The sequence below is a fragment of the Cyclobacterium sp. 1_MG-2023 genome (genome assembly GCF_030546805.1).
Taxonomy (GTDB): domain Bacteria; phylum Bacteroidota; class Bacteroidia; order Cytophagales; family Cyclobacteriaceae; genus Cyclobacterium.
The window spans coordinates 171,502-190,798 of record NZ_JAUOPC010000008.1 but is presented as its reverse complement, the minus strand read 5'-3'; the positions used below and the strand labels follow the sequence as shown (position 1 = coordinate 190,798).

Genomic DNA, 19,297 nt, shown 5'->3' with positions numbered 1-19,297 from the left:
AATTTTAAATCATGACTCAGCCTGAGATTTCCGTTGTCATTACCATTTTTAATGAAGAAGGTAATATTGCTCCCCTATTAGATGCCGTATATGATTCATTATCAGCTATTGACTATGAATTAATACTGGTAGATGATGGGTCTACAGATCGTTCGGTTGAGAAAATGAAGGCGCTGGCCAATGAAAGAACAAGAGTATTGGTTTTTAACAAAAACTATGGTCAAACCACTGCTCTGGCAGGAGGGATAGATCATTCCAATGGGAAGTATATCGTAACCATGGATGGCGACCTTCAAAATGATCCAAGCGATATTCCTATGCTATTGAAGATGGTTAGGGATGAGGATTGGGACGTAGTGGCCGGAAGAAGGGCTAAGAGAAAGGATGGCTTTGTTCTCCGGAAGTTGCCCAGCAAAATAGCCAATTGGTTAATCCGACATACGACCAAGGTCTTTCTTTCTGATTATGGCTGTAGCCTGAGGATTTATAAAGCACATATCGCACAGAATATGGGGCTTTATGGAGAACTTCACAGGTTTATACCCGTATTGGCAAAACAAGAAGGGGCACGCATGACGGAGGTAGATGTAAAACATCACCCAAGAGTTCATGGTGAGTCCAAGTATGGACTAAGTAGGACTTTTAAGGTTATCGCTGACCTTATTTTAATGCTCTTCTTTCAGAAATATTTTCAGCGACCCATACATATATTTGGAACCCTAGGTCTTTTTGCTTTCACAGGCGGAGTATTGGTAAATATTTATTTACTTGTACTCAAGCTAATGGGTGAAGATATCTGGGGTCGCCCCATTCTTTTGGTAGGATTTATTTTGTTACTTGGTGGTATACAATTGATCACTACAGGAATAGTGGCTGAAATAATTGTAAGGACCTATTATGAATCCCAAGATAAAAAGACATATACAGTGAAAGCAATTTTTCAAGGTGATAAAAAAGAGGCTTAAATTTTTTCTTAAAATCCTTCTTACCAGCCTGGCGCTGTATCTGGTTTTTAGTAAAATAGATACTAAGACCACGTGGAAGGTGATTCAAACTTCTCACATAGGATGGATATTTCTGGCTTGGATATTTTTTGTAGCTTCAAAGTTGTTCAGTGCAATACGGCTGAATATTTACTTTAGAGATATAGGGCTTCGCTTACCTGAAATCAAGAATATCAAATTGTATCTGATAGGCATGTTTTATAATCTTTTCCTTCCCGGAGGCATTGGAGGAGATGGTTATAAGGTTTATTTACTCAATAAGGTACATAAAACTCCGGTCAAACAATTGATCAATGCGGCCTTACTTGACAGAGGAAATGGCTTAGCAGTCTTGCTTTGGCTGATGTTTTGCCTGATGATGCTCTTGAATTTACCTTGGGATTTTCCCGTCTCTATGTTTTGGTTGGGGATTTTAGGAATTGTTTTTATACCCATTGGCTTTTATCTGGTAATGCTGCTTTTTTTCAAGCAATTTATGGGTTCTGTTCCGTCCACCACCGGGTTTTCCTTTCTTAACCAATTGCTACAATTGTGCAGTGCCTACTTTATTCTGATAAGCATGGGGGTGGGAGACCAATATATACCTTACCTTTTTGTGTTTCTTGTTTCAAGTACCGTTTCCGTCTTGCCACTGACCATTGGTGGAGTAGGGGCTAGGGAGCTGGTTTTTGTCTTTGCACATGATTATGTAGGGATAGATCAGAATGTGGCAGTAGCATTTAGTCTACTGTTCTTTCTTATTTCTATGCTGACATCCTTGTTTGGACTGTTTTTTAAGCATGAAGGCTAAAAAATCCGGTAGAAAATAAGCCCTAAGAGGATTGGGGCTTAATTTTCTGACACAATCCCACCAATCCCTTTCGGGAATTACTAGTCATTATCCACTTTATGGCTTTGCACTTGAATTAGCTGATAAAAGCCTATTGATAGTCCTAAGCTTAACTAATGGTAGCACAAAAACATAATCCGATTAAAAAACATCCTATATGCCCACCACTGCAATTGCAATTTGAACCATTTCTATATTGGATCTTTGGGTATTGTAGTGAAATACAGCATTTTCTCCAGGACTTTTTGTCGTTTCTACTGCTCCTTTGGGAAGGAAACGGAAAGGAGCACTGTTATTATAGCTGACTTTCAACTCCAGTTGTGTATCATTTCCCTTAAATTCAATGGGTAATTTATACCCTAAAGCTAAACCATAAGCCATGGTAAAAGCCGAATGGTCCAAGCCTTCTTCTAAGGTTCCGGATAGCATTGTTTCCCTTATCATATAGCGGGTATACAAATTGCTGGCCCCTATCTGGGCATCAATAAATAGCCTATCCATTTTTACCCAGGGTAGGTAATGTTTGTAATGCGCTTTGATATTTAAGATGTTGCTGTTTCTGCGTAATCTCAATACCTCAGGATCTCCGTCATACAGGTCGTCTCTTTTTTCCAATAAGGAGCCATAGATCCCATAGCCAACACTCAGTCCTGCAGCAACCGGTAGGCTAGGGAATTCGTAATATACAGACCCAGCAATTTCGGGGAAGCTGTTGGCTTGGAGTTTTTCTTTGAAATCATTGATAGGGAAGTTGTATTTGGTTTCTATACCAAATATTATGTTTTGACAAATCCCACTTATGGGAATAAAAAAAAGTAATAGTAGTGATCGTACAAAATTTGGAGCCATAACATTAAGTACGATAAAGTTGGATCAGGGATTCAATTTAAACCATTTTTATTGGAAGGTTCTATCCTTGCTTTGGCTCAAATTTAGATTTTGCTTGTCTTTTCTTTGCTGTAGCATGTTGTGGTGTCTGAATAGCTGGGAAATTGATTAAGGGAAAGAGTTTACAACTGCTTTGATTCAGTAGAGAAATAAAAAAAACCTGACCAATATTTTGGTCAGGTTTAAATATATGTTGATTTCTTTAAGAATTAACCTATAGAAACTCTTTTGAAACTTGATACGGTCAAACCTTTGCTTACGCTGTCAAGGTATTGAGCGATGGTTTTGCTTGTGTCTTTCACGAAAGACTGGCTAAGCAAAGTGTTCTCTTTATAGAACTTGTTTAATTTACCCATGGCAATTTTCTCAAGCATTGCTTCTGGTTTTCCGTCTTGTCTTGCTTGGTCTTTACCAACTTCGATTTCTCTTTCAACAACAGAAGAATCTACACCATCTTTGTCAAGTGCTACCGGATTCATGGCAGCAATTTGCATGGCTACATCTTTACCTGCATCAGAAACATCAGCTCCTTCGGTATTGGTTAGCCCTACCAATACACCTAACTTTCCGTTGGAGTGTATATAAGGTTCAACCACTTCAGCAGTTATTTTCTCTAGGTGAGAAACCCCAATTTTTTCACCGATTTTACCGGTCATTTCAGTGATTTTCTCACCGATGGTGATGCCTTCATAAGGCAATGCCAAAACAGCATCAATGCTTTCAGCACCTGCTTTTACTGCTTCAGCCAAGATGGCGTTAGCAAAGGCAGAAAACTCATCATTTTTGGCAACAAAGTCAGTTTCACAAGTTAGTGAAAGGATGATTCCGGTTTTACCGTCTTCACTTACACTAGTAACCACAACGCCTTCTTTGGTTTCACGGTCTGCTCTGGAAGCTGAAACTTTTTGTCCTTTTTTTCTAAGGATATCAATAGCTTTTTCAAAATCTCCTTCAGCTTCGGTAAGGGCTTTCTTACAGTCCATCATACCGGCCCCGGTTTTTTGTCTCAGTTTATTTACCTCTTGTGCAGTAATAGCCATTGGTTTATATTTTTTTGTTGAATTAAATTAGGTGTTGACAATAAAACAAAAATTGAACAGCAAGCTGTCGCAAGTGTCCAATTTTTGTAATTAAAATGTCAAAGTGGATTATTCTTTGGTTTCAGCGTCGGCTGCTTTTTTTGCTTCTTCCTCTTCAGAAAGTTTAGCATCGTCTTTGTCTTTCTTACGTTCAGACAATCCTTCTTCAATAGCAGCACCGAATGCTTTCACCAATAGTGAAATGGATTTAAAAGCATCATCATTTGCAGGGATAGGGAAATCTACCTCATTAGGGTTAGAGTTTGTATCTACCAATGCAAACACAGGAATACCAAGCTTCTTAGCTTCCGCCAAGGCAATATGCTCCCGTTTAATATCTACAATAAAGAGGGCTGCAGGAAGACGTGTAAGGTCAGAAATACCTCCCAATACATTCTCCAGCTTTTCTCTTTGACGGCTGATCATCAGCCTTTCTTTCTTCGCTAGGTTTTTGTAAGCGTCGTCTTTAGACATTTTGTCTATTGTCGACATCTTCTTCAAAGATTTACGGATGGTAGCAAAGTTTGTCATCATACCACCAAGCCATCTTTCAGTAATGTATGGCATCTTAAGCCTTCTGGCTTCTTCTGCTACCAAATCTTTGGCTTGTTTCTTCGTAGCTACAAACATTATTTTTTTGCCTGAGCGTACGATCTGCTTGATTGCGTTGGATGCTTCATCAAGGCAAACGAGCGTTTTGTTTAGATCAATAATATGGATCCCATTCTTCTCCATGAAGATATAGGGTGCCATTTTAGGATCCCACTTTCTTGTTAAGTGTCCGAAGTGAACACCAGCATCCAGTAAGTCTTTATATTCTATATTGGCCATTTAATAAATTGTTGTTTATAATATTAAGAAAAGAATATATCCAATTATCTCTTAGAGAACTGGAATCTTCTTCTTGCTTTTCTTCTTCCTGGTTTCTTACGTTCAACCATTCTGGAATCACGCGTTAAGAATCCTTCTTTTTTCAACGGACTTCTGTGGTCTTCGTTGATTTCACAAAGGGCTCTAGATATCGCCATTCTAATGGCTTCTGCCTGACCACTGATTCCACCACCATCAACATTGATGTTAATGTCGTAGGCACCGTCCTCATTGACCAATACCAAAGGTTGCTTCACCACAATCTGGTGCAGCTCAAAAGGGAAATACTTGTCCAAGGCCCTTTTGTTTACCGTGATATTACCGTTCCCGGATTTTACGTAAATCCTGGCTACGGATTCCTTTCTTCTTCCAATTTTGTTAATTACTTCCATTGACGGGTAGCATTAAAGTTTTACTTCTTTAGGTTTTTGTGCGCTGTGCGGATGCTCCGAACCGGCATATACATACAGGTTAGTGTATAGTTTTCTACCAAGTCTGTTTTTTGGAAGCATTCCTTTTACTGCTTTCTCTACCAGAGTACGAGGAGATTTTTCCAAAAGGATCTTTGGAGTTGCTATACGCTGCCCTCCGGGAAATCCCGTGTGACGTACATATACCTTCTCTGTCCACTTCCTTCCGGTAAGTCTTACTTTCTCTGCGTTAATTACAATAACGTTGTCTCCGCAATCAACATGAGGGGTAAAGTTTGGCTTGTGCTTCCCTCTCAACATTTTTGCCACTTCGCTTGAAAATCTGCCGAGTACCTGGGATTGGGCATCCACTACTACCCACTCCTTCTCCACCGTAGCATCATTCGCTGATATGGTCTTATAGCTTAAAGTATTCACTGTGTAAATGTTTAATAATTAGCTTGTTAAATACATTTCACCCTCAAAAAGGGACACAAAGATAGAAGTTAATTCCTTCAATTCCAATAGAAAGTAAAGTTTACTGCCTTATTTTCACAAGAATAGCTATCGCCGTCTACCCATTCAGCGGGTTCATTCCCCCCTTATCAGGACGAAACGGCTTTATCTGTCGTTGAAATGTTTGATCTGATGAAACAAAAGTAATGCTTTTATAATTGATTTGCAGGCATGTTTCCGCCATAATCTATGATTAAGTAAACTTAGGGTAAAAAAGGGCCTTATTCAGCCTATTTCCCCCCATCGTTTAGGCGCTATTTCTAAAGCACATGTCTATTGTTTCCTTTGCTTTCAATTGTCTCCCTTTTATTAAGCATAGTGCTTATTTAGTCACCATTTCTTTTTGAACTTGATTGGTAACTTTTACGATTTTAATCTTTCTTAAGCCTCCGGGCAATTCCCAATCCACCGTAGCTCCTTCTTTGAACCCGATTAATGCAACGGATAGTGGTGAAAATACGGATATTTTATTTTGTGCTAAATCTGCATCTTTAGGGATTACCATCTTCATTTTTATCGTTTGTGTAGGTTGTCCTAATTCCACTTCAAAATGAGAATTTAACTGTATTGTACCTTTCGGTATTTTATTGTCGGGGACTTTTTTTGCCAGATCTAATTCATCCATTAATTGCCCGACCTCCCTTGTTTTTTGAGCTGGGGTAAGGTTGTTGATAATGTTCTTAATTGTTTTGTAATCAGATTCTTTTACTATTGGTTTCATAGCTTTATTGTTTTTTTTAAATAGCCTAATACCATAGGTGAAAACACCTATGGTGGATTATTGCGTATTGATAATAAATTTTAAGTTGATTTGTTGTCGCCTAAACGGCTGTTATAAGCCCTCTACCTCTGTCTATATGGTAGAGGGAAATTTGATAAAGGCTTTATTGTGAGCGAGTACAATCCAATTCGCCTTCAATACTTGAAGGGAAGTATTCCTGATGATGGCGATATGGATGTAGGAAATATTCATGAAATAATTACTCTCAAGATATAAAAAAATATTTATATAGTCTAATTTCCTTTAATTTTAGTTTACCTTAACCTAGGGTAATTGTTTCATTATACACTGATAACGGAAGGAGCGCTTTCAAGGTTTCTTTTCTATAAATTCTTTAGCTGTTTTACTAAAGTGTCCGTATCGGATGGCGCTGACTTAAAAGTAAAAGTCCTTTGGCCTTGAAAATTCGAGAACGTTCCCGTTATTATTTTCTTCTCTATGCTTTTTTTTAAAGCATAGATTGGATAAATAGTCTTCCATTGACCTAATATGAAGATTTTAGAATTGTTGTGATAGTCATTTATGCTTCACTATTCTTGTTTAAGATTTGTGATGAAGGGTTGAAGCCCTATCGGTTTTTACCGTAAATTGTAATTGAAATCTTTATATTTTCAACCCCTAGATTGCCACCATTTGTTTCAAATTAAAAGGTCCATGAGATGAAAAACACCAGAAGGTTATTTATAAAATTATCCGGAATTCTCAGTCTTGGCTTATTTAATAGAGTGAATGCGTTAAACTCTCATAAGCCTGAGGCAAGTGTTGCTCACTTGGAAAGTTCATTTGCTTCCGGTTTAGAAGACAAAGGAAAAAGCATCATAGGTGAATATGGCAAATGGGCCGAAGGCTTACTTGAGGGAAGGCTTCCCCGTCATTCTTATCGAAATGACAAATGGACAGCCATTGATAAATGGAGGGCAAAGGCTATTAAAATCACCGAAGAGAAGTTAGCTGCTCCTGATTTGGGTGGAGTGCCCAAGGTTAAGGTTGAAAATCAATTTGTTTATGATGGTCTTTCAATAGAAGAGGTCAGTTGGAAGCTTCCCACAGGAGGGGAGTCTCAAGGAATAGTTTTGAAACCGGACAATGCCAAAGGCAAATTGCCCGGCATCATGGCCTTCCATGACCATGGGGGCTGGAAGTATTTTGGGAAAAGGAAAATAACCCGAACAAGCGAGGAACGACACAGCATGATGGTAGATCACCAAAAAATGTATTATGAAGACCTGGCTTGGGCCAATGAAGTGGCCAAAAGAGGATATGTGGTCATGGTATCCGATGCTTTTACCTTTGCGAGTAGAAGAGTATTGCTAAAGGATGTACCGGAAAACTTAAGGCAAGGCTTGAATGATGATAATCCGGAATTGCCGGAAAATGCCAAGGCCTATAATAAATGGGCTGCCTACAATGAAGACACCATGGCCAAATCCCTGTTTAGTGCCGGGACAAGCTGGCCGGGAGTGTTTCTTGCCGAAGACCAGAAAGCGTTAGACATATTGTGCAATCGTGAAGATGTGGATCCGGATAAAATTGGCTGCGGTGGGCTTTCAGGAGGAGGCATGCGTACGGTCTTTATGGGAGGCCTTGATCCGAGGATAAAATGCGCGGTTTGTGTGGGGTTTATGACGACCTGGAAGGATTTGGTCCTGCACAAGTCCTTTACCCATACTTGGATGACTTTTGCTCCCGGATTACCTAGGGAATTAGACTTTCCTGAAATTCTTGGGCTACGTGTTCCCCTGCCTACCATGGTGCTCAACTCCGTTGAAGATGGATTGTATACTTTGGAGGAAATGCAAGAAGCAGATAAAATATTGTCTGAAGTTTATAAAAAAGCCGGGGCAATTGACAAGTACCGCTGTACTTTTTACCCCGGAGGCCATCAATTCAATAAAAAAATGCAAGGAGAAGCATTTGATTGGTTTGACAAATGTCTAAAGTAAAAATGCTTTTATTATCTTAAGGTTTTAAAATATTAAATTGACAATCCACCCCACTTTAATTAATTTATGAAAGACAACGCTATCTTTAAGAAGATTATTTTTGCCATCAGCTTGATAGGCCCAGGCTTATTTCTGATCGGATATAATATTGGAACAGGAAGCATAACTACCATGGCCAAGGTAGGAGCTGAATATGGAATGATGCTAACCTGGGCATTGATGTTGTCCTGTATATTTACCTATGTGCTGATGGTAGCCTACGGTAAAACTACGCTGGTGACCGGAAATACGGCCTTGTTTAATATCAAACATAAGTTGAAATACGGAAGTGTATTGGCAGTTTACATAATAATTGCTTTGGTCATTGGTGAAATAATGGCACTGATGGGGATTTTTGGGATTATTGCAGATCTTATCCAAGAAGGTTCCAGACTTATATTGGGAGGAGAGGGTTTCAGTACATTCTGGATTACCCTAGTGTTGGTGGTGGCTTTGTATTCTCTTTTTTGGTTTGGAAACTACCTGGTTTTTGAAAAAGTATTGGTTTTTTTCGTGGCATTAATGGTGCTTTCCTTTATCGTTGTTTTCATTTTATTAAAACCTGATTTCACCACCCTCGTTTCGGGTATGGCTCCTTCTATTCCAGATGAACCGGGGGTATTACGGCTCATAGCCGCCATTGCAGGTACCACTTGTTCTGCTGCAGTTTTTATTATCAGAAGTACAGTGGTGGCAGAAAAAGGCTGGACCATAAAGGACCTAAAGCATGAAAAAAAGGACTCAATGGTCTCTGCTACCATGATGTTTATCCTTAGTGTGATCATCATGGCTGTGGCAGCAGGTACCCTGCATGTCATGGGGCTGAAGCTGGACAATACGGTGGAAATGATCAAATTATTTGAACCCATAGGTGGTGAATTGGCTGCATTTATATTAATCCTTGGGATCGTAGGGGCAGGGATCTCAACCGTCTTTCCCATAATATTAATAGCTCCTTGGCTAATCAGTGATTTTACCGGAAAGCCTAGGGATATTAAGTCTCCAATGTATAGATTATTGGCTTTTGTAGGCATTTTGTTTGGCTTTGGTATGCAGTTTATGGAGGCAAGGCCACCACTTATTATGGTCTTTTCCCAAGCCTTTCAAGCCTTTATTCTACCTGCAGTAGCCATTCCAGTATTTCTCCTTATCAACAATAAAAAGTTGATGAAAAACAATGTTGCTGGAATTAAAGAAAATATTGGATTGGTGGCGGTAATTCTCTTTAGCTTACTGACAGCTTATTTCGCTGTGGCAGAATTCATTTAGAATGGATGTTGTCCAACTTGCCTTAGCTAAAGTTATTAATTGAATTTTAAATTTTATTGTTTCCTTATTACCCCTTGTTTTATTTAATTTCAGGGCAAAGTGCTGGTAACAAGATGTATACTAAATAATAAATGAATATGAAAAATAACAGAAGAGGTTTTTTGAAAAAGGCGAGTTTACTAGGTCTTGGAGCTTCCGGAATGACATATGTTCAAGGTTGTGGGCCTAAAAAGCAAGAAGTTATCGAGACACCCTCAGCTAAGGAATGGGCTTCTGACCCCGAATGGTTAAAAGTAAAATATGGAGCTTGGAGTGGTCCGGGAGTGCCTGTAGGTCCCGGTCCTATGGATGATGTGTTGGTCAAGGATTATGCACCCAAATCTACTATCATCGCTGAAGAAACCTTTATTCCCAAAGCGAAGTTTTCTGTTATTGATGCACACGTTCACCATTACAGCGAAATAGAAGCCGGTGGAAATCCTAAACAGGTTTTGAAAGACTGGGTGAAAACAATGGATGAAGTGGGTGTTGAAAAATCGGTGGTGCTTACTGTGGCTACAGGTAAGGAATTTGATAAGATGGTTGATTTTTACCTAAGTGATTATGCGGATAGGTTTCAACTTTTTTGTGGCATAGAGATGGAAGGAATTGACAAGCCTGATTATCCGGAGAGAGCAGTAAAAGAGTTGGAACGTTGTTATAAATTAGGTGCCAGAGGAGTGGGAGAGGTGACCGACAAAGGTTTTGGGGTTACTCGGGATCAATCCCTAAGCCCCGAAGAAAGAATGCATATCGATGACGATAGATTGGATCCTTTCTGGGCAAAATGTGGAGAATTGAATATACCTGTTAACGTACACCAGTCAGATCATCCTTCTGCATGGACGCCACCGGATGTTTACCAGGAAAGAACACCAATATTCCAACAGTTCAATAAATATGATACTGATGGTTTGACTTATGACGAACTGGTGACCTACCTTCCCAAGTTATTGGTTAAACATCCCGAAACAACTTTTATTGCTTGTCATATGGCCAATTTGGGCAATGACCTCAAACGATTAGGCGCAATGTTAGATGATTTCGATAATCTATATTTGGATATTTCAGCAAGAGATTATGAAATTGGAAGGCAGCCGAGAGCTTCAGCTAAGTTTATTACCAAATACAGTGACAGGGTGTTGTTTGGAACAGATATGGGATTAGATAAACAGATGTACCAAGCTTGGTGGCGCTTGTTGGAAAGTGCTGATGAGCACATGCCGGGAAGAGTTTGGTGGAGGTATTATGGTCTAGAACTCCCTGAAGATGTATTGGAAAAATTGTATCGAACCAATGCTGAGAAAGTGCTTAACTGGACCTGATTGGAATAGGTATTCTCCTTGATGTGCCTGGCTAGGTAAGGAGATATTTAGATGGTATTTTGGTGGTGTTTTGCTTTAGCTGCAATAACACCGCCAAAAACTAACCTGATTAGGTTAGAGACTTTCTTACTGCCAAATATTTCAAGGATAAGGCCCATTTATTATTGTCTCTTAATGTCAAATCGCGTAAACGGACAAGGTCAAAAATACCATACTGGTTAGCAATAAAATGAATAAAAGAGGACTGATAAATTTCACCCATTTGTCAAATCCTATTTGTACCATCGCCAAAGCCGGTAATATCAAGCTTGTGGGATTGATAAGAGCAAAAAGTCCCATTCCCAGCAGATAGGTGTCAACTATTGTTTCCCGCCCTATGTTCACTGTATCTGCTAAGGGAGCCATTATTGGCATCGTTAGCACAGCCATTCCCGAAGATGAAGGCATGAAAAAGGATAGCCCGCCATATACAAACAACATGAAATTTGTAAATAATCCTTTGTTCATGCCTGCTGTGACATTGCTGGCATGAAATAGAATTGTATCGCTAATAAGTCCATCTTCCATTAATATGGTGATGCCCCGCGCAATGCCTACAAGGAAGGCAACCCCAAGCAAAGTGGAAGCACCATTGGTAAATGCTTCAACAAAAACAGTTTCTTTTACCTTGGCAATAAACCCTATGACAATGGCTCCAACGAGAAAGGTACTGGTCATCTCTACAAACCACCAATCCAGAAAAGACACGCCAATAATCATCAATAGGAAACTCAAAGAAAAAACCACAATTATGAGTTTTATTCTTGGGTTGAGCTTGGGGGTAGACTTCACTGAGTTTAAACCAAAATGGACTTTTATTGTCTCTTTTTGCTCCGAAATAATGGATTTTGAGGGGTCGGATTTTACCCGCCTGGCATAGTGGAGGATATAAAGAATGGTGATGAGCAGGCAAAGGACTAGCATGATCAGGCGATGGTCTAGTCCTGTTGTCCAATTAATTCCTGCTGCATCTGAGGCTATAATGGTGGAAAAAGGATTGGTGGTGGAACACATTGTTCCTATACTTGAACCAAGAAAAACACATGCTAGCCCAACCATGGCGTCATACTTTGCTGCCAGAAATACCGGTATTAATATGGGGTAAAAGGCCATGGTCTCCTCCGCCAAGCCAAAAGTGGTACCACCGGCTGCAATAAGGCTGGTTACCAAAATAATAAGCATGTATTCTCGCCCCTTAAGGCTTTCTGACATGTAGGCAATTCCTGCATCAAAGGCACCTGTAAGGTTCATTATGCCGATTAAGCCTCCAATGATTAAGATTAAGAAAATAATATCGGAAGATGCTATGATCCCTTTTATCGGTGATTTTATCAAGGCTCCGATTCCCTGAGGTCGAGCATCTAACTCTTGATAGGTATTGGGAATAGCGATGGGCTTATAAATATCGCCTGATAGAAACTTTTCAATGGGTATTTTTATGTTGAGCTCTTCTAGGGTCTGTTGAGTGGCAGGAAGTTCAATGCTTTGAGTTAAGCTACTTTTCACGAATAAATCGTCTTGGCTTTGGTAGACTAAGGTGTCGTATTTACCAGCAGGAACCAGCCAAGTTAAGGCAGCTACCATTGCTGCGATAAGGATTAAAATTGTATGGGCAGTTGGAAGTTTAAGTTTGTTCATTTTGCTTGTCTATCTCAAGTATTTGCCTGATCTCTTGGGTTTTTAGCAGGATGAGTCCTTGCTATCCAATATACCAATTAATTCTACAGAGCGAAAGAATTATAGACTAACCATCGATGGAAGAGGCTTATAGAAAGAAAGTAGCTGTTCCTTTTTATAAGCCTCCGTTGATTACAAAAATTGTCGTTCTTTTAACCTAATGGCGGAATTGCTGTCATGTGAGGGTAACAATATCAATTGGCGTTGTTTGGCATATTTGGAAATTTTTTCATACGTTTTTCTGCTTTCTTTATAGTCGGCGTTTATGCCGGCCAATTTCTTATTTACCAATTGTTCTTGATGATAGCACACATCTCCAGCAAAAAGGATGTCAAAATCATCCGTTTTAAAAAGTACCGAAGCATGATTGTTAGTATGCCCTTTTGTAGGTATCAGCAATAGGTCTTCCCGATTGGTCAGGGGATAAGCTTGATTGAATACAGTAATAAAATCATTTTTGTATTGAACTGTTTTAGGTTTAAACCAATTGGGAACAAGCTCAGGAATATGGCCCGATGGACGCTTAAATTCCTGCTCATTGACAATAAATTCTACATTTTTAAAATCCTTTATTCCGTCTGTATGGTCAATGTGTAAATGGGTAAGCACTACATTTTTAATACTGTCATTTTTGATGTTCAAGTGGCGGAGCTGAAATCCAATTTCATTCTCTTTGGTGATATTAAACCTAAAGTTTTTCTTACTGTAATTCGCTATGACCTTCCCTGCAGGCTTGAAATAATCCGGATTCATTACTTTAGCATTTTCACCGGTATCAATTACTATATTTCCTTCAGGGTGTTCAATCAACCAAGACCATATGGGCATAAATTCAGTGAAGTGCTTGTCCAAGGAAATTTTTATTGGAGTTAAAAAATGGGCAGTGGGATGGGACCTGTGTGATCTTTTGACTGCCACAGTGCCCGTCTGGATGGCATGAATCTTAATGGACTTGCCATTGCATTGAACGGTGGTGCTTTGTGTGCTCGCCCTACTCATCTTTTTTTGAATACCCTTAGGCTCAATTTCTAGCTGAGCAAATCCTTCCTTGGAAGAGTGGATTTTAGAGAAATGATTGATAGGCATTTCTATCATTAAAGGTACACTTGCTTCCGGGCGAGTAAATTTTTGTCTTTGCATCATATTATTTTTATACAAAGCTGGGCCTATTAAAGCTGATTTCTTTTTACCAATGTTAAAAAATCACTTGAGCCCCCTAATTCTGCTAAGGGTTACTTGGGTCATTCCTAAATAAGAGGCCAATTCTCCTAAGGAAATCCTGTTGATACAATTGGGGAATTGAACTAAAAAATGATCATACCTTTCTTTCGCCGTTTGGAACTGCATGGCATTGACTCTATCTTGAAGCTGGACCAAAGCCATGATGCAAAGCTGCCTACCTAGCCTTTCCAAGTCATGATGTTTGGAAAACAACTCCTCTAAGTCTCGGTAAGAAATGCCTATCAAAACGGAATCTTCCATAAGCTGTACAAAATGCCTGCTTGGTTGATGGGTTAAAAAGCTTGTGACGGAGGTCAACAAATTCCCTTCATCACTGAACCAATCAATAAGTTCCTTTTCTTCCTTGAGGTAGTAAACTTTGCCCATTCCTGACTTAACAAAGTATAGATATTGAGAAACCTGCCCGGGCTTTACCAATTGATGCCCTTTCTTAAAAGTAAATATTTGGCATTTTGAAAAAAAATCTTTGGTGCTCTCTTCCTTTAGCGAGGAGATGCTTTTCAAGTATGCAATAAAATTTTCCATCTTAAGGTTGAATATAGTCTTTAAAAATTGATCCTTCAAATGGTCATTCAAAGCCTCCAGAACTTTTGATCACTTGTATCAATTTTCTATCGCAAATAAGTTCGTCAAGCGATTAACATGTTCATGCTTGTGAGGTTGTCCTGTCGAGGCGAACTGGTAGTTTAGTCTTGGCTTGGGCATAGAAAATATAAAGCGCATTCAGACTAATTATATTTTAAGCCCATACCTTCATCCTAATCCTGCGACACCTATCCGCTAGCGATTGATTTTCTATTATGATTCAAGCAGGGCCTTTAACTTATAGCATTCCTATAAAATAAAAACAATTCACTAAGAATGGACTTTAACTTGGGAATTACCGGTATTTTATTGGCTTAACTCGTACCTTTTCGAATTAACGATCAATTCCAACCGAGGGTTTTTTTCTAAAAACCTATTTAAATCTTCATGATTTATTTCGTCTAGGCTAACAACAAGCTTGAGTAATTTTAATTGACTTAAAGGTAAAATATCTTTGCAATTGGCTTCTATAAAACCTAAATGTAATTCTTCCAGGTTTTTAAGCTTTGTAAGCGCAGGAATACAATCTGCAGTTATGGCTGTGTCTTTTAATTTTAAGTATTTCAATTGAGTCAAAGTACCTAATGTATTGACACCATCGTCTGTAATGTCTGTATGGGTGAGGTTTGCCTTGGTTATCTTACCCATATAAGGGACTAAAAAAGAAATGATTTCATCTGTTACCGGTATAGACCATAAATTAAGGTCAAGGTGCTCCCCAATTTGTTTCTCAAAATCTTCGGGTTTGCATTGTAATTGTTGTTTCCAAAACCGTTTTTCTTTTTTTTTCATAATGATTTAAAGAGACTACCTATTGATAAAGTTAGAATAAAAAATATTTATTAAATGATAGAAAACGCTAAGAAAATAGCCCTATATCCTAAATACAGTGTCTGATCCAAATGCCCTGTTTATATAATGATTTCAAGCACTAGCGAAATAAAGCCCTTTCGTTATTGAGAATCATGAAAATCCCCACAGCCAATTGGTGAGCCCGGAGGCATTTCTTGAATCTGTGGTTTTGTCCAACTTTCGGGATCAATTGTTGCATTGGTTATCATCTCAATTAATGCGGCCAAGTGTGCCTTATCTTCAAAGCTATCTCCATTTTTAGTTAAATACTTGGGGTTTACTTCTTCCTGTAAATAATATTTAGAAATGGCTTTTACTTGGAGGTCAGGGTTTTGAATGCCGGCTTGAATTAAATTTGTTACAAAACTTGTTTGAACAATTTGATTGATTCTCCTCTCCTCATCGGTTTTAACTTTTGCATTAAAAATTGTTTGGCAAACTTGATCGTAATACGCTTTCAGGTCATAATCTTTTTGCTGATTGATTCTTGCCAATCGTTCGGATTGGAACATAAAACGAAATAAATTATTTGTCGCTGCAGCTGCTGCAGCAAGAGGGTCTAACAAAAATCCGGTATTTCCGGCAAAGGACTCTCGGTCTTTGTTATAACCATAGGCAGGTGGTGGAATTAACGCTTTTATATGCTGGGGAATTTGTAAATAATTTGGCGCAACAGTTTTTAATAAAGCTTCCACGGCCTGTTCTTGGGTTTTCACATCAACCGGATGAATATTTGGCCTTTCATCGTACCCTTTCACGGCATAGCTATAAGCTACGCCACCAATCAGTTTGGAAACTGCTTCAACTTGATAACGATTCATAAAATAAAGCGGGACCAAAATATTTTCCAAGGCTGAGTAAGGCGTTCCCTCCGTTATGGTATTTTCTCCAAAGTTTTTCATGGAAAAAGCCCTAACTTTATTTAAACGTTCCAATTCGTCAATGGCATTATTTCCATTGTCCCAAAGGTGGGCAGTCGGATGCAAACCTCCTCTCGCGCGTGCATCTTTGTCAGATATAAATTCGGTATTGGATTGTATCGTTTCTTTTAAAATTTGCTCCAAAGCTGCTTGTTCATTGGTTTGTGGATCAAAATCCTGGTAACCATATAGGACTGCTCGTTTATCCCAGTCTCCAATTTGATCATCATAGGCATTGCTGATGTCTGCCTTTCCATTCACAATATCAATCAAGGGGTGTGGGTAATCCATAACAGAGGCCCTATTATCGACAGAAGCGGCAAAGTTGTGCGCCAAACCAATAGTATGGCCAATTTCATGAGCTGAAAGCTGACGTAATCTTGCCAAGGCAAGCTCCATTAATTCATCGTGATTAAGGTTTGAATTGGCATAGGGAGACAAAATACCTTGGGCAATCATAAAATCTTGACGAACACGAAGAGAGCCTAAGCTTACATGGCCTTTTATTATTTCTCCCGTTCTTGGGTCAGTAATGGTACTGCCATAACTCCAGCCTCGCGTACTTCGGTGAACCCATTGAATGACATTGTAACGGATATCTAAGGGGTGTGCATTTTTCGGCAATACTTTTACCTGAAAAGCATTGATGTAGCCTGCTGCTTCGAAGGCTTGATTCCACCATTTTGCCCCCTCCAGTAAAGCAGACTTTACGGGTTCCGGGCAACCCGGATCTAAATAATAAACAATAGGCTCAACTGCCTCGCTCATTTTTGCCGTGGGGTCTTTTTTCTTTAATCGGTGCCTTGTAATTAACCTTTTGTTTATGTTTTCATAAATGGGTGCGGAATAATCTGAATAGCCAATACCAAAATAACCTGCTGATGGATGAAATGCCCTTGGTTTGTAATTATTGTCCGGCAAACGAATAAATGAATGGTGCATATTTACGGTTACAAAGCCTGCATCCGGAGTTACACTACGAATTTCTGCCCCTATAGCATTGCCCTTAAGGGTAACCATTGCTTCAAATTCAGTATTATCAGGAAAGCTGATTGTATTTGGTAAATAAATGGCAGACTTCGATTGATCCACTGTATAGTTGCCTTGATTTTTCCTACTTAAAGTGTTGGCAATACCATGGGCATCACGAAGCAAAAAATCTGTAATATCAATGCGGTAGCGCCCATTTTCGGCATTAAGAATTGGGAATCCACCAATGACGGATTTTGCAAATGCTTCTTCTATAGAATTTGCCTCTGCCTGGTTATCGCTTGTTCCTCGGAAATTATAATTGGGTTGTATAAGCAAAATTTTATTACCGACTTTTTCAAATTTCACTATTCGTCTTCCTCCCAATTGACCACGGTCTAATCCTAAATCATTAGATCCAACCCCCGTTGCTAAGGCATTGACGTATAAAAACTCTTCCCCAAGTTCATCAATGGTAAGAATGATTTTGCCATCTTTTTCCTGCCATTCAAAATCAAAAAAACCTTTGTTTTGTTGAGTCGAAAAGCCAAATACGGGGATGAATAAGAAAATTAAGGTTTTTAGAATAGACATAGTACCTTGTTTTCCTTAAAGATAAAGATTGATAATGGAAGAAGGAACCACTTTTAGAGAAAAAATAAGACCTTTAAAGGAGGGTAAACAATAAAGTAAAAGGATAAAATGTCCCAATAGTGGTAGCTACCGTGTGTTTTTTTATACCAAGGTAGAGAAGAGGGCCAACCAAACTTAAGATAGGCTTTTTTACTATTTTAGCTTTTATGGAGCTTCATGAATGCTAAAATGGAGGCAGTTATCAAATTCATAGAAGAAACAGCTGCCTTAGTAAATGCTATTTTCAATCAATACAAAAAAAATAACTTTCTCCCAAAAAGCCAAACAGACTTTTTGTACCGGTAAATATTTTACCAGTTTCTTTAGTCTGTTTGGCTAATAGGAGAATAGGTTCCTATTTAGGATTGCTTTTGGCTTAGCCATGCCAGAATCGCTTGGTTTGTTTCTTCCGGTTTTTCTTGTTGTATACAATGACCACAATCTATACTGACCACTTCTGCATTGGGAACAAAATTTGTTAGGTTTTCTGATTTAGGAATCATGTCTTGTTCACCATAAATCATTAACGTAGGGTGTGGGATGACAGGATTTATATCTGCCAATAAATGCCAATTTCGGTCTAGGTTTCTGTACCAGTTTATACTTCCTGTAAAACCGGATGTTTCGAAGGCGGAAATATAAACAGCCAATTCCCTTTCACTCATCAGGGGTTCACCGAGTGGTTTTTCTTTCCTTGCAAGATTAATCATTAGCATGCCCGGTTCGGGTGGAGTGATTGGTACATTTTTACGGAATAAATTGCCTAGGAAATTAGATGTATTATCATTTAATATGGCATCTGCTACTCCTTGTTGACGGTTAAAGTGAACGAAATAGTTTTCTTCTCCGAATATTTCCTCCATCCACTCAATCCAGGGTTTTTCTCCACGAACTTGATAAGGTAAAGCCAAGTTTATTATTCTTTTTACTCGCTCCGGATGCAGTATCCCAAGATTCCAGACAACATTTGCCCCCCAATCATGGCCTATGAATAGGGCATCCTTGTATCCATAGTAATCAAGTAAGCCTACCAAGTCACCTGTTAAATGTTCAATGTCATATTGTGTTATTTCTGTTGGGCAGGATGAGTTGCCATAACCTCGCTGGTTAGGTGCAAGGATATGATAGCCGGCTTTGACAAGTTCCGGAATTTGAAAACGCCATGAGTAGGCCGTCTCAGGAAAGCCATGGCAGAGTACAATAGGTTTGCCTTTATTTTGTTTACCTGCCTCAAATACTTCCAGTTCAATACCATTAACTGAAATCATGGTGGAGCTTGGGAATTCGATTGACTTATTGTCCATTACTTTTGTTCTTTTATGTTTAAAATAATATTAGAATTCAAAAGTAAATTCAGCCGGTGACAGCCTTATGGCAAGGGTCAGAAA

General features: G+C 39.0%; 17 protein-coding genes. 5 read left to right on the top strand and 12 right to left on the bottom strand.

Annotation, left to right across the window (positions count from 1 at the left end; translation table 11 throughout):
- Positions 1-11 precede the first annotated feature (11 nt).
- Positions 12-965, top strand: coding sequence for a glycosyltransferase family 2 protein (locus tag Q4534_RS14375; protein ID WP_303613846.1), 954 nt, complete (start codon positions 12-14; stop codon positions 963-965).
- Complete coding sequence (locus Q4534_RS14370) at positions 946-1,794, top strand: lysylphosphatidylglycerol synthase transmembrane domain-containing protein (protein ID WP_303613845.1); 849 nt, start codon at positions 946-948, stop codon at positions 1,792-1,794. The genes Q4534_RS14375 and Q4534_RS14370 overlap by 20 nt, the downstream gene beginning before the upstream one ends.
- A 192-nt stretch (positions 1,795-1,986) precedes the next feature.
- On the opposite strand, the gene Q4534_RS14365 is transcribed toward Q4534_RS14370, so the two are convergent.
- The 6 genes from Q4534_RS14365 to Q4534_RS14340 all read right to left on the bottom strand — a co-directional run bounded on the left by Q4534_RS14365 (position 1,987) and on the right by Q4534_RS14340 (position 6,317).
- Positions 1,987-2,682, bottom strand: a complete 696-nt coding sequence (locus tag Q4534_RS14365; protein ID WP_303613844.1) for a hypothetical protein — start codon at positions 2,680-2,682, stop codon at positions 1,987-1,989.
- Positions 2,683-2,930: 248 nt separating this feature from the next.
- Positions 2,931-3,761 carry a translation elongation factor Ts gene (gene tsf / locus Q4534_RS14360; protein ID WP_303613843.1) on the bottom strand — a complete coding sequence of 277 codons (831 nt, stop codon included), beginning with the start codon at positions 3,759-3,761 and terminating at the stop codon, positions 2,931-2,933.
- Positions 3,762-3,869: 108 nt separating this feature from the next.
- A complete protein-coding gene (gene rpsB / locus Q4534_RS14355) occupies positions 3,870-4,631 on the bottom strand; it encodes a 30S ribosomal protein S2 (RefSeq protein ID WP_303613842.1) in 762 nt (253 codons plus the stop codon).
- A 44-nt stretch (positions 4,632-4,675) separates the two neighbouring features.
- Positions 4,676-5,062 (bottom strand): 30S ribosomal protein S9, encoded by a 387-nt coding sequence (gene rpsI, locus Q4534_RS14350; protein ID WP_014020963.1) that lies wholly within the window; start codon positions 5,060-5,062, stop codon positions 4,676-4,678.
- Between the two features lie 12 nt (positions 5,063-5,074).
- The gene (rplM, locus tag Q4534_RS14345; protein ID WP_014020964.1) at positions 5,075-5,518 is read right to left on the bottom strand and encodes a 50S ribosomal protein L13; all 444 of its coding nucleotides are present in this window, start codon (positions 5,516-5,518) and stop codon (positions 5,075-5,077) included.
- A 400-nt stretch (positions 5,519-5,918) separates the two neighbouring features.
- The gene (locus Q4534_RS14340; protein ID WP_303613841.1) at positions 5,919-6,317 is read right to left on the bottom strand and encodes a GreA/GreB family elongation factor; all 399 of its coding nucleotides are present in this window, start codon (positions 6,315-6,317) and stop codon (positions 5,919-5,921) included.
- A 719-nt stretch (positions 6,318-7,036) separates the two neighbouring features.
- On the opposite strand from Q4534_RS14340, the gene Q4534_RS14335 reads away from it, so the two are divergent.
- The 3 genes from Q4534_RS14335 to Q4534_RS14325 all read left to right on the top strand — a co-directional run bounded on the left by Q4534_RS14335 (position 7,037) and on the right by Q4534_RS14325 (position 10,992).
- A complete protein-coding gene (locus tag Q4534_RS14335; RefSeq protein ID WP_303613840.1) occupies positions 7,037-8,320 on the top strand; it encodes a dienelactone hydrolase family protein in 1,284 nt (427 codons plus the stop codon).
- 66 nt (positions 8,321-8,386) lie between these two features.
- Positions 8,387-9,628 carry an Nramp family divalent metal transporter gene (locus Q4534_RS14330; RefSeq protein ID WP_303613839.1) on the top strand — a complete coding sequence of 414 codons (1,242 nt, stop codon included), beginning with the start codon at positions 8,387-8,389 and terminating at the stop codon, positions 9,626-9,628.
- A gap of 137 nt (positions 9,629-9,765) precedes the next feature.
- Positions 9,766-10,992 carry an amidohydrolase family protein gene (locus tag Q4534_RS14325; protein ID WP_303613838.1) on the top strand — a complete coding sequence of 409 codons (1,227 nt, stop codon included), beginning with the start codon at positions 9,766-9,768 and terminating at the stop codon, positions 10,990-10,992.
- A 177-nt stretch (positions 10,993-11,169) separates the two neighbouring features.
- On the opposite strand, the gene Q4534_RS14320 is transcribed toward Q4534_RS14325, so the two are convergent.
- The 6 genes from Q4534_RS14320 to Q4534_RS14295 form a co-directional block, all read right to left on the bottom strand.
- A complete protein-coding gene (locus Q4534_RS14320) occupies positions 11,170-12,669 on the bottom strand; it encodes a YfcC family protein (protein ID WP_303613837.1) in 1,500 nt (499 codons plus the stop codon).
- A gap of 171 nt (positions 12,670-12,840) precedes the next feature.
- Positions 12,841-13,851 carry an N-acyl homoserine lactonase family protein gene (locus tag Q4534_RS14315; RefSeq protein WP_303613836.1) on the bottom strand — a complete coding sequence of 337 codons (1,011 nt, stop codon included), beginning with the start codon at positions 13,849-13,851 and terminating at the stop codon, positions 12,841-12,843.
- 60 nt (positions 13,852-13,911) lie between these two features.
- A complete protein-coding gene (locus tag Q4534_RS14310; RefSeq protein ID WP_303613835.1) occupies positions 13,912-14,475 on the bottom strand; it encodes a Crp/Fnr family transcriptional regulator in 564 nt (187 codons plus the stop codon).
- A 366-nt stretch (positions 14,476-14,841) separates the two neighbouring features.
- Complete coding sequence (locus Q4534_RS14305; protein WP_303613834.1) at positions 14,842-15,327, bottom strand: hypothetical protein; 486 nt, start codon at positions 15,325-15,327, stop codon at positions 14,842-14,844.
- Positions 15,328-15,488: 161 nt separating this feature from the next.
- On the bottom strand, positions 15,489-17,870 hold the full coding sequence (locus Q4534_RS14300; RefSeq protein ID WP_303613833.1) for a zinc-dependent metalloprotease: 2,382 nt from the start codon (positions 17,868-17,870) through the stop codon (positions 15,489-15,491).
- Between the two features lie 398 nt (positions 17,871-18,268).
- Positions 18,269-19,213, bottom strand: a complete 945-nt coding sequence (locus Q4534_RS14295; RefSeq protein ID WP_303613832.1) for an alpha/beta fold hydrolase — start codon at positions 19,211-19,213, stop codon at positions 18,269-18,271.
- Between the last annotated feature and the right edge of the window lie 84 nt (positions 19,214-19,297).